Here is a 16,633-nt window from a genome sequence, read left to right on the forward strand (position 1 = left end):
AGAGCTTCGACAGGATGCCCAGCCGGCCGGGTCCGATAATCAGCCGCGGCCGGACAATCGAGATGTTCATGCCGTGCTTGCGCCACTTGGCCGCAAGCTCCTCGGTCTTCAGCTTCGACAGGCCGTATTCGCCGAGCGGATTGGCGGGATGCTCCTCGGTCTGCGGATGGGTATAGGTGTGGCCATAGATCATATCGGTGGTGTAGTGCACCAGCCGGCTGGCACCGCTGTCGGCCATCTTGTGAATGATGTTGTCCGTGCCCCGGTAATTCACCGGCCAGAAGAAAGCATGCCGCTTGGCGCGCACCTGCAATGGCGACAGCATTTTCGCCGACAGATTGTAGACCATGTCATCGGCAGCGATATCGACCTTGTCGAACTGCTCCTTGTCGGTCACATCAAGCTCGATGAAGCGGCAATCGGCATAGTGCGGAAGATCGCCCTTGGCGATGTCGCAGACCACGACCTCCTCGCCATCCTTGACCAGCCGCGCGGCAAGAACGCGGCCGACAAAGCCGTCACCGCCGAAGAGGATATGTTTCATGTGTCAATCTCGTTGATGGAAGGCGCGTGCGCACCGCCATTGGCGGCAATCTCGCGCGGATCATTGCGTCCGGACTGCGCGATCAGCACGGTTCCGACACAGATAAAGGCGATGCCGGCGATCCGCCAGGCATTGAGGTCTTCCTTGAAGACCAGATAGGCAAAGACAGCCACCGCCACATAGGCAAGGCTCAGGAACGGATAGGCGAAGGACAGCTCTACCTTGGAAAGGACGTAAAGGTGCGACGCCATCGATATGACAAAGGTGACAAGGCCGGCAAACACCCAGGGGTGAAAAACGACCTGAAAGACCTTCACGATGATGTTCTCGCCGGCAAACTCCAGCGGACCGAGGCTGAGCATGCCCTGCTTCAGCATCAGTTGGGCCGCCGCGTTCGTCAGAACGGTAAAGAGGATAAACGGGATGTAGTTCATTTGCTTCCCCACTTCGCCCCTCTAATAGCTTGAAAAGCCGTAGATTTCGTGAATCGGAACGGTAAAGAGAGTGTTTCCCGAAACGCTCAAATTGCCGCTTCTTCGTGCACCGCGCCCACATCGCGACGCTCCTCGGACCGGGCTATCGCCAATGCGGTCCGAGCCCAGAAATCCGACATCATGGCCAGGTCCCGCTGCGCCTCGAGCCGTCGCCACCCGGGAAAGGAGGCCTCGAACGCGGCCGCAGACATGCGCGCATCCTTGTAGGGATTGATCGCTCCGCCGGCGGCGATGACGATGTCGTCCAGCGCATCGAGAAGGCGCAGGGTGGATTGTCCCTGATTGGCAAAATCAAGCGTCAGGGTGAAGCCGGGCCGCGGAAAGGACAAAAGCCCCGGCGACGGCACGGCGCCGAATTTCTTCAGAACGGTCAGGAACGAGGCATGGCCGTGCGCCTGCGTGCATTCCATCAGCCTGACGGTGATGTCGTGACCATTGGCTTGCGGATAGGCGCTCTGATGCTGAAACAGGCCGCGCGGGCCGTAGAGCCGGTTCCAATGACCGATGGAATCGAGCGGGTAAAAATAGCTTTGCCACGGCACTGTTCGTGTCGCCTCGCCGGCTTTCTCCTTGCGGAAGAACACCTCGTTGAACGCCGCCAGCGTATAGCGGTTCAAAAGATTGACCGGCGGCGTGAAAGGAACCTGGAGCAACTGGCGCGAGGTCTTGCGCAGCGGAGCAGTCCGTTCCCGCAGATGATCGCCGCCGAGCAGCAAACCCCGCCCCAATTGACGGCCCCTGGCAAGCTGATCGATCCAGGCGACCGCATATTCATGCGCCTCGTCGAACGCATCGCAACAGGCGAAATAGTCGTCAAGACTGTCGAACCGCAGGGTTCGCTGTGTCACGTCCGCCGACCCGACCCTCATGAGACGGATGGTCGCCTGCACGATGAGGCCGGTCAGCCCCATCCCGCCGATTGTCGCCGAAAACAGCTTACCGTTGGCCTCCAGCGAACATTCGGTCGGCCCGCCATCGCTGCGCAGCAGGGTCATCCGGGCAACGTGGCCGCCAAAGGTGCCGCGCCGGTGATGGTTCTTGCCGTGCACATCGTTGGCGATCGCCCCGCCCACCGTGACGAAACGGGTGCCCGGCGTGACCGGAAGGAAATAGCCGCGCGGAATGGCGTAAGCCAGCACATCGCTCAAGAGCGTGCCCGCTTCGCAGGTCAGTTCTCCGCGTGTCTCGTCGAAACCGAGGATATGGTTTGCACCCCGGCTGTCGATCAGCCGTCCCTGGCTGTTGTGGCAACTGTCGCCGTAGGACCGGCCGTTTCCGAAGGGAAGAAAACTGCCCGAGGCCAGGACGTCAGGTGTCACCTCGCCTGCCGCGCACGCCGCGCGGGGCGCGTTTATGTTTCGGCCCCAGCTGTCGTAGCTCATAGCGGATAGACCGCGGCCATGACGACAAGAACAGCGCCGGCGGCCATTACGAGCTGGCTGCGCCAGTCGCCCATGATGAAGACGACCGGATCGTCATGGACCTCGCCGCGCCGGGCGATCATCCAGATCCGCAGCAGCATATAGACGATCATCGGACACAGCGGCCAAAGGAACGCCGGTGTCCGGTACATCTCCTGCACCTCGTCGCTGTGGATATAGAGCGCCAGGACCAGCGCCGCGCCGAAGGCGGAGGAAATGCCGGCCTGGCCGATCATGTCGAAGTCCAGCGCATAGTAGCCACGGCCGAGCTTCTTCGAACCCTTCCCGTCCTCCAGTTCCAGCAACTCCACATAGCGCTTCACCAGAGCCAGCGACAGGAAGAAGAAGATCGAAAAGGCAAGCAGCCAGAACGAAAGACCCGATTGAATGGCCGCCGCACCGGCAATGATGCGCAAGGTAAAAAGACCGGCAAGCGTGAAGACGTCCACAAGCAGCTTGCGCTTCAGGATGAAGGAATAGGCCGTGGTCGCGGCGATATAGATCAGCAGCACGCCGAAATAGATCGCCGGCAGGAACAGGGCAAGCACCACGGATGCGGCAAGCAGCGCGCAGGCAAGCCGCATGCCGCTGGGGATGCTCAAGGCGCCGCTGGCAAGCGGGCGGTTTTTCTTGCGGTGATGGCGCCGGTCGTTTTCCAGATCCGTCAGATCGTTGGAGAGATAAATCGACGAAGCGGCAAAGGAAAAGGAGAAGAAAGCGATGGCGACACTCGCAAGCATGCCGACATTCAGCACTTCATGATGCAGGACCAGCGGCACGGCGAGCAGCACATTCTTCAGCCATTGATGAACGCGCATCGCCTTCAGGACGAGCTTCAGACTCATCCGGCGCTCAACCAGAATATCCGCGTCATGACGGGCGGCCCAACGGTTTGCCACGCTGTCCGGCGCGACCATGATGGCCCGGTTGGCCGCGTCGAAGACGGCGATGTCATCGCGGCTGTCGCCGACATAATCGAAACCGCCGACACCGAAACGCTCAATCAGCCTGGCCCGCTTTCGCCGCGCCGTCAGATTGGTGTCCGGCGTCGTATGCAGCACTTCATCGAACACACCGAGATGATCGGCAACCGGTTGCGCCACCTTCGCCGGCGCGCCGGTCGCAAGGACGATATAGCGTCCCTTTTCACGCCCGCTCTTGAGGAAATCGAGAACCTCGTCGCGGTATGGCCAGGACGCCGCATCACGGTCCGTTCGCGCGGCCACCTCGTTCTTCAGCACGGCCTTGCCGCGAAAAATCCAGGCAACCACCGAAAAAATCAACAGGGGATTCTTCATAAGCAGACCGATCAGGCCTTCCCAAAGCGTGTCCGTCTTCACCAGCGTGCCGTCAAGATCGACGCACAGCGGAACCGCACGCGCGGCATCGGCGATGTTCTTTTCGGTAACCCGTTCGTTCATACCTGCGGGCTACCGAAACAACGTTCAAAAGCGGTGAATCAAAAGGGTTTTCGCCGGACATTTGACCGGGCAATTGCTGAAACGGTTAATGAAGTGCGAAATCCGGGCCTATTCGTCCGGGTCGACACGCCGGGACCCCGGCGTCGGCGTTTCCGTATCCTGCCGGTCCGCCGCCTCGGCCTGCAGGCGCGCTTTGGCCTCGTCGGCGGCCGAGACTTCACCCTTCGGAGGAGCCTTGATGTGCACGTCGGTCTGCGGAAACGGAATCTCGATCCCTTCCTCCTTGAAGCGCTCGAATATCTGTGTACGCAGTTCAGTGGCGATGGTGAGTCCCGAAAGCACATCGCTCATATAGACACGCAGTTCAAAATCGAGCGAGGAGTCTCCGAAACCGGTGAAGACGACGAATGGCGGAGGATCGCGCAGGACCCGCTCATGCTTGTCGGCGATCTCGTCCAGTATGGCCATGACCTGTCGCGGATCGGAATCATAGGATACACCGACGGCAATCTCCTGGCGGCCGATCGAGTTGCGATGGGTCCAGTTGGCGACCGGCGTGTTGATGAACTCCGAGTTCGGCACGATGACGGACTGGCGCTGAAAGGTCTCGATCTCCGTTGCCCGTACCGAAATATGCCGTACGAAGCCTTGCGTCGATCCGGTGACCACCCAGTCGCCCACCTTGAACGGCCGCTCCACCAGGAGGATCAGCCCGGACACGAAATTGTTGACGATGTTCTGCAGCCCGAAGCCGATGCCGACCGAGAGGGCGCCGGCCACCAGCGCCACGTTGGACAGGTTGAGACCGGCAACGGACAAGCCGATGACCGCAGCGACGGCGATGCCGAGATAACCGATGCCGGTGCGAACCGAATTGCGCAGGCCGGTTTCCATGCGGCTGCGGCGCATGACATTCTCGTCCAGCCAGCGCTGGAACCAGCGGCTGATGAAATAGCCGATGGCAAAGACGAGAAGGCCGATGAGGATGCCCGAAAGCGATATGGTGACGTTGCCGATGGTGATCTGGCTGAGGCTGTCGGCCACCCAGCCCTGGATATCGCTGACCCGGTAACCCCAAAGCAGGAAAATCGACGGAACGCCGAAGACGATGACGAACAGGTAAATCAGCAGACCGCAGAGCAAACCCACCTGCTCGACAGCGATCTCGCCAAGCCTGAACCGGTTCGACAACATTTGTCCGAGCGCGGAGGCTTTGAACTCTTCCGGCTCGGAGACGGCTTTGGCCGACAGGAAGCCGAGATACATTGTCACGAAAAGCGCGCCGAGGATGATCACCTGCGTGGCGACGAAACGGGCAAGGCGCACGTAACCGAACGCAGATATCACAATGAGTGCGAGACCGAGCACCAGCAGCGGTATAGAAACGCTGCGCGGCCAGGGTTTGCGGGCTCCGTCTTCCGCGGTCATGGGCCTGATGCGCGACAGAAGAACAAGCAAACCGCCGATGATGATGGCCGCAGCGAAGCTGCGCGCGATGGTCAGAATGACCGGTGAATGAAGCACGTCCGAAACAGTGCCCGCCAGATAGTCGAACGCGTTGATGAAGGCCATGGCGAAGATCAGCCACCACAGCGTACGCGCGCCGCGATCCGAGACATTGACGAGCCGCCAATGTGGGTGAACCGGCGCAAGGACGGCGCTGGCAAGTCGACCAATGAAGAAAAGGAAAACGACGAACTGGAAAAACGGCGTCAGGAGGTCCGCGATATCTCCACGCAGTACATTGAAATTATGCAGGAAAAAGACCACGAGAGCGCAAAAGATCGCCACACCGACGGTCGGAAGCAGCGTGGACCAGAACGCGAAGGTATGTTTGCTGAATGCAGACGGATTTGCCTCCATGCGGTCCTGCTGTACAAACCGTGAAAAGAGCCGGTATTCGCCGTAGACGAACAACAGGCCAAGCAGCAGAGACAGGCTGATCGCAGACAGGAACGCGGCCCTCTCGAAAGACCATGTAAACATGAACCAGCTTGAAATACGGGTAGCGAGCTCCCGCACCTCATGATTCAGGGCCTTGCTGACAGCCTCGAGATTTTCCGCCGAAAGATCGGCGCGTCCCAGCAGCGTTTGACGAAACAGGATTCTGCGCAGCCCGGACACTTCCTCGGCAAGTGTTTGCGCCCGGTCCGCGACCTGCTGAACCTCACCGATCTCGGCATTGACGGCGGCCCGGTCAGTCGCCAGCTTCGCGCGTTCGTCCTTCAGGGCTTGCGGCTCTTGCGGGTCGCCTTCTCCAGGTGGTTCACCGAGTTCGGCCTCACGCGCCTTGATGCTTTCCAGGCGCGGTTGCAGATCCTGGTAGATCTGCTCCATCGAGGCGGCGATGTCCTCGAACTGCTGTTGAAGCTCGACCAGCCGCAGATCGTCGTGGAGCGCGGCTTCATCCTTGTTGCGGTAGCTGTCAAGTTCCTCGTTCGCGCCGTCGACTTCCTTGCTGGCCGCCTTGACATCGTCGGACGTCTGAGAAACGGACAAAGACCCGGTATTTGTCTGAGCAAAGGAAAGAGGCCCGGAAACGGTTAACGTGCCAAGGCAAAGGATGCACAGGATCAAGAAGCGCGACAGGAGCGGCGTCAAAGGCTTGTCCCTTATCGTTTCAACTGACGGTATACGACGAATGCGCCACTTTGGCAGCCACGCGTGACATCCAAATCCACAGGCATTGTACACACCACGACCTAGAATCCCGCTCCCGGCTCGGCAAGATAGGCCGTTTCCTCCGCGGTGTTCTCACGGCCCAAAATGGCATTGCGGTGCGGAAACCGTCCATAGCGCACAATCACGTCGCGATGCAGATGCGCGTAGCGCAGCATTTCCTCATCGCCGAGGCGTGAAAACAACTCGACGGCACGGTCCTGATCGGACAATTCCTCGGAATGCTCGAACGGCATGTAGAAAAACGGCCGGCGCTTGGCGTCGACAAGCTGATCGAGCCCTGCCTCAATGGCGGATTTCGCTTCCTTCAGCGCAAGGCAGTCCGTTGCAAAGGCAAGTGGTGTGCCGCGATAGATATTGCGCGGAAACTGGTCAAAAACGACAATGAGCGCGAGAACGGTTTCCGCCGAACCCCGCCATTCCTGAGGAATATTGCCAGCCAGTGAAAGATGTGTGGCGCCAAACCGTTTGGCGATATCCTGATCCAGATCGTTGCTTTTGGTAAACCAGTCTCCCGGTTTCAGCGTGTCGAACCAGAATTTGATAACAGCTTCGGGGTTTTCGATCCGGACTTCGCTCATGGTTTTCTCCCAAAACCGTTATCGGGTTTGACGCGCCGCAGCACAAACCTGCCCTTTTCAGCTTTGCTTGTCACCAACCAAAAAGCAGGTGGCAATGCACCGGCAAGGATTGGGCCGACAACACCGCGCAAAGGCCGGCCTCAAAACGGAAAATTGAATCCAGCGCCCGTTTGCTGCCCCAAAAAGGCCCGATTGAACGAATCACCCGCATCGAATCAACACGTGATTCACCGCAAGCGACGTGCGCGCGCATCGGTCAAGCCGTTGAACTTCAACAAAAAAAGAAGGCTGCCGATAAAGCAGCCCGAGTCTAGGGAGGAAATAGAATTCTGCAGCAACGTTATATTACAAAACTTAAGCAAAACTTACCATTTTGCAATGATCGGCAATTTTTACATGTGCGAAAACGGGTTTTTCGCGCGTCATTCGGCTCCATTGTGGCCAATATGGCACGATTTGCGATGCGCGCGCCATGCGCCAGGGTGCCGGGCAGCCCTTGCATGTCAAAAACGTGCCGATGTGATTCGGTCTGCCGGCGTCACTCTTCCTGGGGTTCGAGCGAAAGGAGCAGATCGCCATCGGCCACCTGATCGCCTTCCGACACCAGTATCCCGGCGATCACACCGGCGCGCGGCGCAGAAAGCGTCAGTTCCATCTTCATGGCTTCCATGACGATCAGCGCCGCATCCTGCTCGACACTCTGTCCGCTTGCGGCCTTTACCTGCTTGATAACGCCCGGCATGGGGGCAATGAGGCGGTCCCCGCCCTCGTTCGCCTCAAAATCCCCCGCCGAAACATCGGGCAACGTGAAATCGAAGCTGACACCGGCGCTTGTCAGCGTCAGCGTATCCTTGATACGCAGAAAGCGCGCACTGAATATCCGGCCCTCATGGTCGACGCGCATCTCGCCGGCGCGGCTGGAAACAATCTCGAATTCGACGGTTTCAAACGCACCTGCGCCCTCGCGGTAGTTCGAAACGCGCCACCTGGCCGGCGCAAGCCTGAAGGCCGCAAGCTCGTGCTCCGCCTCGCCGCTGACAAGATGGACCACCCGCTTGGGCGCGGTCCAGTGCGACCACATGCCGAGCGTCTCGAAGGGATCGGACCCTGGCTCCGAGCCGTTCGGGCGAAGGGTCGCGACCGCCGCGACGGCAACCATCAAATCCGGCACCGGCGCATGCGCGTTGAGAGCGTCTAGTTCGCGGTCGATCAGACCGGTATCAACATCTCCGCCGGCAAAACTCTCCTGCCGGCACAGGGCCGCGAGAAAGGCGATATTGGTGGTCGTACCGAGGGCCTCTGTGCGGTTGAGGGCGGTCTCCATGCGTTTGAGGGCCGTTTCCCGATCAGGCCCGTGAACAATCAGCTTGGCAATCATCGGATCGTAGAAAGGCGTGATCGTATCACCTTCCCGGATGCCTGAATCCACGCGGACCCCATTTTCGGGAAACCGAAGATGCGACAGTGTCCCGGTCGCCGGAAGAAAGCCGCGCTGAGCATCTTCGGCATAGACCCGCGCCTCGAAGGCCCAGCCGTTGATCGCAAGATCCTCCTGCGCGAGCGGAAGCGGTTCGCCGGACGCAACGCGCAACTGCCACTCGACAAGATCGAGACCGGTTATCTTCTCGGTCACCGGATGTTCGACCTGCAGCCGGGTGTTCATTTCCATGAAATAGAAACGGTCGGTCTGAAGCCCCTCGCTGCCGTCCACGATGAATTCGACCGTCCCCGCGCCGCTGTAACCGATCGCTTTCGCGGCCTTGACGGCCGCCTCGCCCATGGCCTGACGCATCTCATCCGTCATGCCCGGCGCGGGCGCTTCCTCGATGACCTTCTGGTGACGGCGCTGCAACGAGCAATCGCGCTCGAAAAGGTGGACCACATTGCCGTGATTGTCGCCGAAGACCTGAATCTCGATATGGCGGGGCGATGCGACGAACTTCTCCACCAGAACACGCCCGTCGCCGAACGAGGCCTTGCCTTCACGCTTTGCAGCCGACAGCGCATCGCCGAAATCCTTCGGATCCTCAACGAGCCGCATGCCCTTGCCGCCGCCGCCGGCGCGCGCCTTGATCAGCACAGGAAAACCGATCTCGTTGGCCTTGCCGGCCAGCACCACCAGGTCCTGCGCCTCACCGTGATAACCCGGAACAACCGGCACGTCGGCGTCCTCCATCAGGGATTTCGCCGCGTCTTTCAGGCCCATGGCGCGGATCGCCTTGGCCGACGGTCCGATGAAGGTCAGACCGGCCTTCTCGACGGCCTCCACAAATTCCGGATTTTCCGACAAAAACCCGTAGCCGGGATGGATCGCTTCCGCGCCCGTCGAAAGCGCCGCTTCTATGATGCGCTCGCCGCACAGATAGCTTTCCGCCGCTGCTGCAGCGCCGATATGCACCGCCTCATCGGCCATCTCCATATGCATTGCGCCGCGATCGGCATCGGAAAACACGGCGACGGTCGACACTCCAAGGCGATCCGCCGTTCGGATCACCCGGCAGGCGATCTCCCCACGATTGGCGATCAGTATTTTTCTGAACATCCGCGTGCTCCCGCCTACATCCGGAACAGGCCGAACTGCGTCCGCCCGACCGGGCTTCCGAGCGCAACCGACAGGGAGAGCGCCAGGACATCGCGTGTTTTGCGCGGATCGACAATGCCGTCATCCCACAACCGCGCCGATGCGTAGAGCGGATGGCCCTGTTCCTCGAACTGGTCGATGACCGGTTTTTTGAAGCGCTCTTCCTCTTCCTCGCTCCACGATCCGCCGGTTCGCTCGATGCCCTCGCGTTTGACGGTTGCCAGCACACCCGCCGCCTGCTCTCCGCCCATGACCGATATGCGGCTGTTGGGCCACGTCCAGAGAAAGCGCGGGCCATAGGCGCGGCCGCACATGCCGTAATTGCCGGCGCCGAACGAACCGCCGACCAGCACGGTGATCTTCGGGACGGCAGTGGTCGCGACGGCCGTCACGAGTTTGGCGCCATCCTTGGCAATGCCGCCGGACTCGTATTTGCGGCCGACCATGAAGCCGGTGATGTTCTGCAGGAAGACCAGCGGTATGCGGCGCTGTGAACACAGCTCGACGAAATGGGCGCCCTTGACCGCGCTTTCGGAAAACAGGACACCATTGTTGGCGATAATGCCGACAGGCATGCCGTGCACATGGGCAAAGCCGCACACCAGCGTCGTGCCGTAGCGCGCCTTGAACTCATCGAAGCGCGAGCCGTCAACGAGACGCGCAATCACCTCGCGGATGTCATAAGGCGTTCTGAGATCGGGCGGCACCACGCCGGCAATCTCGGCCGGATCGTAAAGCGGATCCTCCGGCGTGCGGACATCCGCATGGATGTCACGCGACGCATTGAGGTTTGCGACGGCGCTGCGGGCCAGCGCCAGCGCATGCGCGTCGTCATTGGCCAGATGGTCCGCGACGCCCGACAGTCTGGTATGCACGTCGCCGCCGCCAAGGTCCTCGGCGGAGACGACCTCGCCGGTCGCGGCTTTCACCAGAGGCGGCCCGGCAAGGAAAATCGTGCCCTGCTCGCGCACGATGATGGTCTCGTCCGACATGGCCGGCACATAGGCCCCGCCGGCGGTGCACGAGCCCATAACAACGGCAATCTGGGAAAGACCCATCGCGGACATATTGGCCTGATTGAAGAAAATCCGCCCGAAATGCTCCCGGTCCGGAAAGACCTCGTCCTGGTTGGGCAGGTTCGCACCGCCACTGTCGACCAGATAAACGCATGGCAGGTGGTTTTCCTGCGCTATCTCCTGCGCACGAAGGTGTTTCTTGACCGATATCGGATAATAGGTGCCGCCTTTGACCGTCGCGTCGTTGCAGACGATCATCACATCGCGCCCCGAAACACGGCCTATTCCGGTGATCAGACCGGCACTGGCGATATCGTCGCCATACATGCCGTGCGCGGCGAACTGGCCGACCTCCAGAAAGGGCGAATTGGTGTCAAGCAGCCGCCGGACCCGTTCGCGCGGCAGCAACTTGCCGCGCGCGAGATGCCGCTCCCGGGCCTGCTCGCTGCCGCCGAGTTCGACCTTTGCCGCCACCTGCCGCATCGCCTCGATCAGCCCGTGCATGGCCTTGGCATTGTCGGTGAAGGACTGGGAGGAAGGCGCGATCTGTGATGAAAGGACAGCCATGGGATTTCCGTGAGATGCGCGTCAGGCGGTTTCGGCGAAGATTTCGCGGCCGATCAGCATGCGGCGGATTTCCGACGTGCCGGCGCCGATCTCGTAGAGTTTTGCATCGCGCAGCAGCCGGCCGGTCGCATACTCGTTGATATAGCCATTGCCGCCAAGGGCCTGGATCGATTCAAGCGCTACCTGGGTCGCCTTTTCGGCGGCGTAGAGGATGCAGCCGGCAGCATCCTTGCGTGTCGTCTCGCCGCGGTCGCAGGCGGCTGCCACCGCGTAAACATAGGCGCGGCAGGCGTTCATGGTGGTGTACATATCGGCGAGTTTTCCCTGCATGAGCTGGAACTCGCCGATGGGCGTCTCGAACTGCTTGCGCTCATGCACATAGGGCACGACGATATCGAGCGCCGCCGCCATGATGCCGACCGGTCCGGCGGCAAGGACAACGCGCTCATAGTCGAGACCCGACATCAGGATGCGCACGCCCTGCCCTTCTTCACCGAGCATGTTCTCATAGGGCACTTCACAATTCTCGAACACGAGTTCACAGGTGTTCGATCCGCGCATGCCGAGCTTGTCGAGTTTCTGCGCGGTGGAAAAACCGCTCATGCCCTTTTCGATCAGAAAGGCCGTTATTCCGCGCGGTCCGGCCTCCATGTCCGTCTTTGCATAGACCACCAACGTGTCGGCATCCGGACCGTTTGTGATCCACATCTTGTTACCGTTCAGCACAAACCGGTCGTTGCGCTTCTCGGCCTTCAGTTTCATCGATACGACGTCCGATCCGGAACCGGGCTCCGACATCGCCAGCGCACCGACATTTTCTCCCGAGCAGAGCCCCGGGAGGTATTTCCGCTTCTGCTCCGCCGATCCCCAGCGGTTGATCTGGTTGACGCAAAGGTTCGAGTGCGCGCCGTAGGACAGTCCCACGGACGCCGACGCGCGGGAGATTTCCTCCATCGCCACGGCATGGGCGAGATAGCCGAAGCCCGTTCCGCCGAAATCGGGATCCGCCGTCATGCCGAGCAGGCCGAGCGCCCCCATTTCCTGCCAAAGGTGCATCGGAAACTGGTTCGTCTCGTCAATCTCGGCCGCCAGGGGAGCAATCCGGTCCTGGGCGAAACGATAGACCGTTTCGCGCAACTGCTCGATGTCGTCGCCAAGCCCGAAATTCATGCCCGCCATATACACGTCAGTTCTCCTTCATCCCGACCGCGCCCGAAATCATGCGGACATAAAGCTCCTCGATCTCGTCAAGCGACAGGCGGCCGTCGGACTTGTACCAGTTGGTAACGCCCGTCAGCATTGCGATCACGGCCATTGTGGCGACCCGCGGATCGCTCACCGTGAACACTCTCGTCTGGGTGCCGGCTTCCAGAATGGAGCGCAATGATTGTTCATAACATCGCCTCAGTTCTTCAACCTCGACAAAATTCTGCTCTTCCAGGTTTCGTAATTCCATATAGGAAATAAAGACTTCCTCGCCACACTTGACGTGATACCGTATGTGAAACCGGACAAAGGCGACGAGCGCCTCGCGGGGCGGCAGGCTGTCGTCTTTCTCGGCCTCCCAGGCGGCAAGAAGGCGTTCCATATGTTCGACCAGGAGGCCGCGCAACAGATGCTGTTTGGTGGGAAAGTGATTGTAGATCGCGCCGGCCTGCAAACCGATCTCGCGGCCAATCTGGCGCATCGAGACGGCGGCATAGCCGTAGCGGGCAAACAGCGAAAGCGCGGCAAGGCGTACCCTGTCCGCTGTCTCCGCTCCGATCGATCCTACCTTGCGTGCCATCCTGTTTCCGCTGCCCGGTTCCGGTATCCGCTCTCCCGTTCACAGGATCGCTCGGTCGCAATCCCTTTCATAAAAAGAAATGAACGTTTGTTTAATTAACAAGCCTCTCTCGGCGCGTCAAGTTTACGGTCGTCATCATCGTGTAGGGCCAGACAAGCCATCGGTCACAGGTCGATACCGCCGCGCCGCCGCCGGTCAGGCGAGCCAGCGCTTGCGCCGTTTGTAGTGTTTGACGTCGCGGAACGACTTGCGCCCTTCACCGCCCACGCCGAGATAGAACTCCTTCACGTCCTCGTTCTCGCGCAGTTCCGAGGCAACGCCGTCAAGAACAATGCGGCCGGATTCGAGGATATACCCGTAGGTCGCATAACGCAGCGCGATGTTGGTGTTCTGCTCCGCCAGCAGGAAGGAAACGCCCTCCTGCTCGTTCAGCTTGCGGACAATCTCGAAAATCTCTTCCTGCAATTGCGGGGCGAGCCCCATCGACGGCTCGTCCAGCAGGATCATCTTCGGCCGCGACATCAGCGCCCGACCGATCGCGGTCATCTGTTGCTCGCCGCCGGAGGTATAGCCGGCCTGGCTGGCCCGGCGCTCCCGCAAGCGCGGGAAATAATCATAGACCATCTCCAGATCCTGCTTGATGGCGGCATTGCCGTCGCGGCGCGTAAACGCCCCGGTCAAGAGGTTTTCCTGGATCGTCAGGTGACCGAAGCAATGCCTGCCCTCCATCACCTGGATACATCCCTGCCGCACCAGTTCGTTGGGTGTCAGCGCCTCGACCTGTGTCCCCTCGAAGACAATCGAGCCTTTGGTGACCTCCCCCCGTTCGGCATGAAGCAGGTTCGAGACTGCTTTCAGGGTGGTTGTCTTGCCGGCGCCATTGGCGCCCAGCAAGGCGACGATACCGCCGCGCGGAACAGTCAGCGAGACACCCTTGAGCACCAGGATTACGTGGTTGTATATCACCTCGATATTGTTCACTGACAATATGGTGTCTTGCGCGGGTGCCGGCTCTTCGGTCGTTTGCGCTGTGCTCATGGCGCGTCAATTCCTGTTCACTGTCTGTTGGGAGGCCGTGCCTGACGGCGCGGCCATGGCTGCTTTAGCTGCAGCGTTCGGGAATGTTGTTTTCCGCGGCAAAGGCCATGGAATCCTCCATGATCAGCGGGTCGATGATTTCACGGTCGGCAGGACCAAAATCACTGATCAAAGACCATGTGCCTTCACTCGCATTCCACTGCGCGATCGCACCCAGACCAGGACCACCGTGATTTTCGCAGGACACTGCAATTTCAGGACCGAAACCCGAAAGACCAAGCTCCTCGAGGCGGGCAGCATCGATCTTGAGCGCTTCCATACCGTCACGCATCTGGGCCGGGGTCAGTTCCTTCGTGTTGTGAAGGGCCTGTGCCGTGCGGGCGGCTTCAGCAGCAAGCATGGCGGCATAAAGACCGCGGTTGTAAAGAACCGTACCGATCTGGTCTCCGGCACCGGCGGCCTTGCCGGTATCGACGACATGTTTCTGGATGTCATCGAAGATCGGGAAATCGGATCCGACACCATGGAAGGTCACGGCCTTGTAGCCATTTGCGCCTTCACCGGCAGGCACCACGTCATTTTCCGAACCGGACCACCACACGCCGATGAAGTTCTCCATCGGGAAGCGGATGTTGGCGGCTTCCTTGACGGCCACCTGGTTCATGACGCCCCAACCCCACATCAGCACATAATCCGGCCGGTCGCGGCGGATCTGAAGCCACTGGGACTTCTGTTCCTGACCGGGGTGGTCGACCGGAACGAGGGACAACTCGTATCCGTGCTTTTTGGACAGTTCCTCAAGCGTGCGGATCGGTTCCTTGCCGTAGGCCGAGTTGTGGTAGACCAGCGCAATCTTCTTGCCACTGATATCACCGCCGTTCTCATCAAGGATGTGATTGACGATGATCGAGGCGGCATCCCAGTAGGTGCCGGGATAGTTGAAGACGTGGCTGAACACCCTGCCGTTTGCAGCCGAGGTGCGGCCATAGCCCATGGAGTGCAACGGGATGCCATCGGCCGTCGCCTTGGGGATCAACTGGTAGGTGATTCCCGTCGACAGCGGCTGGTAGACGAGCGATCCCTCGCCCTTGGTCGATTCGTAACACTCCACGCCCTTTTGCGTGTTGTAGCCGGTTTCGCATTCGAGAATGCGCGCCGTGACACCATTGATGCCACCATCACGCTCGTTGAGCAGCGTGAAGTAGTCGGCATAACCGTCGGCAAAAGGAATGCCGCCTGCCGCATACGGACCGGTTCGGTAGCTCAAGGACGGAAACACCAGATCGGCAAGTGCCGACGTGCTTCCGACCGTTGCGGCGACTGCGGTCACAATTGCCAGTTTCGCTAGTTTCATGTCTTTCCTCCCTGGGTAAAACAGACACGTAAGTATGCCCCTTCCGGGGCGGATTCTCCCCGGCCAATCCTAGTATGGGAATGGCCAAAGACGCATTTTTTCCTTCGCCAGCCGCCAGAGCTGGGCCAGCCCGTGCGGTTCGACGATAAGGAAAAAGACAATGAGACCGCCCACGAGCATGATCTCGAAATGGGCGGCCAGGTCGGTTGGCCATCCAAGACCGCCGACCATGACATTCTTCAAAAGCACGGGCATCAGAATGAGAAATCCGGCGCCCAGAAACGATCCGAGGACCGAGCCCAGCCCCCCGATGATCACCATGAACAGGACCAGGAACGAAACGTTGATGCCGAACGATTCCGTCGGTTCCACCGCGCCCAGCCAGACTGAGAAATAGAGCGCTCCCGCCACCCCGATATAGAAGGAACTCACCGCAAAGGCCGAGATCTTCGCCTTCATCGGCTGCACGCCGATGATCTCCGCCGCGATGTCCATGTCGCGGATAGCCATCCATGATCGGCCCAACGTACCGCGCGTCAGATTGCGCGCGATCCATGCGAATAGAAACACTATGACAAGACAGAAAAGATAAGTCGCCCAGGGCGGCGCGTTCGCACCCGTAACGGCGATACCGAAAACCGTGCGTTCCGGCGCCGTGATCTGCCCGGAGGCCGAATAATTATAGAACCATGGTACTTTATTGAACAACCAGACCAGGAAGAACTGCGCCGCCAGCGTCGCCACCGCCAGGTAAAAACCCTTGATGCGCAGGGACGGCAGGCCAAACAGCATGCCGACAAAGGCCGTCACGCCGCCCGACAGGATCACGACGAAGAATATGTTGAGTTCCGGAAATGCCGTCATCAGCTTGTAACAGGCATAGGCGCCGACCGCCATGAAGCCGCCCGTTCCCAGACTCACCTGGCCGCAATACCCCGTCAGGATGTTGAGGCCCAGCGCTGCCATTGACCACACCAGAAGGGGAACGAGGATTGATTTCTCCCAGTAGTCGTTGATGAAAAACGGCACCACAAGGAATGCAACAGCCATGGCTGCCCAGAACAAATAGCGTTCCGACTGGATGGGGAATGTCTGCTCATCGGCAGCGTAACTTGTTTTGAAATCACCGGTTTCGCGATACAGCATCTCGT

The 16,633-nt window shown here is 60.0% G+C and carries 13 protein-coding genes; all 13 read right to left on the minus strand.

The features are described from left to right. Positions 1–544 (minus strand): NAD-dependent epimerase/dehydratase family protein (locus tag AC5E6N_RS07965; RefSeq protein WP_491747321.1); only part of this gene is annotated, 544 nt, incomplete at its 3' end. Further along, on the minus strand, positions 541–978 hold the full coding sequence (locus AC5E6N_RS07970; RefSeq protein ID WP_491747322.1) for an EamA family transporter: 438 nt from the start codon (positions 976–978) through the stop codon (positions 541–543). The genes AC5E6N_RS07970 and AC5E6N_RS07965, both read right to left, overlap by 4 nt. 86 nt (positions 979–1,064) lie before the next feature. Further along, positions 1,065–2,357, minus strand: a complete 1,293-nt coding sequence (locus AC5E6N_RS07975; protein WP_491747323.1) for an FAD-binding oxidoreductase — start codon at positions 2,355–2,357, stop codon at positions 1,065–1,067. A gap of 59 nt (positions 2,358–2,416) precedes the next feature. Beyond that, positions 2,417–3,880 carry a UbiA family prenyltransferase gene (locus AC5E6N_RS07980; RefSeq protein ID WP_491747324.1) on the minus strand — a complete coding sequence of 488 codons (1,464 nt, stop codon included), beginning with the start codon at positions 3,878–3,880 and terminating at the stop codon, positions 2,417–2,419. A gap of 108 nt (positions 3,881–3,988) precedes the next feature. After that, positions 3,989–6,379 (minus strand): mechanosensitive ion channel domain-containing protein, encoded by a 2,391-nt coding sequence (locus AC5E6N_RS07985; protein ID WP_491747325.1) that lies wholly within the window; start codon positions 6,377–6,379, stop codon positions 3,989–3,991. A 203-nt stretch (positions 6,380–6,582) separates the two neighbouring features. Next, positions 6,583–7,140, minus strand: a complete 558-nt coding sequence (locus tag AC5E6N_RS07990) for a DUF924 family protein (protein WP_491747326.1) — start codon at positions 7,138–7,140, stop codon at positions 6,583–6,585. Between the two features lie 538 nt (positions 7,141–7,678). Further along, the gene (locus tag AC5E6N_RS07995; RefSeq protein ID WP_491747327.1) at positions 7,679–9,682 is read right to left on the minus strand and encodes an acetyl/propionyl/methylcrotonyl-CoA carboxylase subunit alpha; all 2,004 of its coding nucleotides are present in this window, start codon (positions 9,680–9,682) and stop codon (positions 7,679–7,681) included. 14 nt (positions 9,683–9,696) lie between these two features. Next, positions 9,697–11,304 carry a carboxyl transferase domain-containing protein gene (locus AC5E6N_RS08000; RefSeq protein WP_491747328.1) on the minus strand — a complete coding sequence of 536 codons (1,608 nt, stop codon included), beginning with the start codon at positions 11,302–11,304 and terminating at the stop codon, positions 9,697–9,699. Between the two features lie 21 nt (positions 11,305–11,325). After that, positions 11,326–12,474, minus strand: coding sequence for an isovaleryl-CoA dehydrogenase (locus AC5E6N_RS08005; RefSeq protein WP_491689787.1), 1,149 nt, complete (start codon positions 12,472–12,474; stop codon positions 11,326–11,328). A gap of 16 nt (positions 12,475–12,490) precedes the next feature. Further along, positions 12,491–13,090, minus strand: coding sequence for a TetR-type transcription factor C-terminal domain-containing protein (locus AC5E6N_RS08010; protein WP_491747329.1), 600 nt, complete (start codon positions 13,088–13,090; stop codon positions 12,491–12,493). Positions 13,091–13,285: 195 nt separating this feature from the next. Continuing rightward, complete coding sequence (locus AC5E6N_RS08015) at positions 13,286–14,128, minus strand: ABC transporter ATP-binding protein (RefSeq protein ID WP_491747330.1); 843 nt, start codon at positions 14,126–14,128, stop codon at positions 13,286–13,288. Positions 14,129–14,192: 64 nt separating this feature from the next. Beyond that, positions 14,193–15,482, minus strand: a complete 1,290-nt coding sequence (locus tag AC5E6N_RS08020) for an ABC transporter substrate-binding protein (RefSeq protein ID WP_491747331.1) — start codon at positions 15,480–15,482, stop codon at positions 14,193–14,195. Between the two features lie 69 nt (positions 15,483–15,551). Further along, positions 15,552–16,628, minus strand: a complete 1,077-nt coding sequence (locus AC5E6N_RS08025) for a branched-chain amino acid ABC transporter permease (RefSeq protein WP_491747332.1) — start codon at positions 16,626–16,628, stop codon at positions 15,552–15,554. Positions 16,629–16,633 lie beyond the last annotated feature (5 nt).

This window comes from Hoeflea sp., from assembly GCF_984452065.1.

Excerpts from the sequence above, each read along its gene's own strand:
- AC5E6N_RS07970 (WP_491747322.1), bottom strand. The coding sequence starts at position 978 with ATGAACTACATCCCGTTTATCCTCTTTACCGTTCTGACGAACGCGGCG.
- AC5E6N_RS07980 (WP_491747324.1), bottom strand. The coding sequence starts at position 3,880 with ATGAACGAACGGGTTACCGAAAAGAACATCGCCGATGCCGCGCGTGCG.
- AC5E6N_RS07990 (WP_491747326.1), bottom strand. The coding sequence starts at position 7,140 with ATGAGCGAAGTCCGGATCGAAAACCCCGAAGCTGTTATCAAATTCTGG.
- AC5E6N_RS07995 (WP_491747327.1), bottom strand. The coding sequence starts at position 9,682 with ATGTTCAGAAAAATACTGATCGCCAATCGTGGGGAGATCGCCTGCCGG.
- AC5E6N_RS08000 (WP_491747328.1), bottom strand. The coding sequence starts at position 11,304 with ATGGCTGTCCTTTCATCACAGATCGCGCCTTCCTCCCAGTCCTTCACC.
- AC5E6N_RS08005 (WP_491689787.1), bottom strand. The coding sequence starts at position 12,474 with ATGAATTTCGGGCTTGGCGACGACATCGAGCAGTTGCGCGAAACGGTC.
- AC5E6N_RS08010 (WP_491747329.1), bottom strand. The coding sequence starts at position 13,090 with ATGGCACGCAAGGTAGGATCGATCGGAGCGGAGACAGCGGACAGGGTA.
- AC5E6N_RS08015 (WP_491747330.1), bottom strand. The coding sequence starts at position 14,128 with ATGAGCACAGCGCAAACGACCGAAGAGCCGGCACCCGCGCAAGACACC.
- AC5E6N_RS08020 (WP_491747331.1), bottom strand. The coding sequence starts at position 15,482 with ATGAAACTAGCGAAACTGGCAATTGTGACCGCAGTCGCCGCAACGGTC.
- AC5E6N_RS08025 (WP_491747332.1), bottom strand. The coding sequence starts at position 16,628 with ATGCTGTATCGCGAAACCGGTGATTTCAAAACAAGTTACGCTGCCGAT.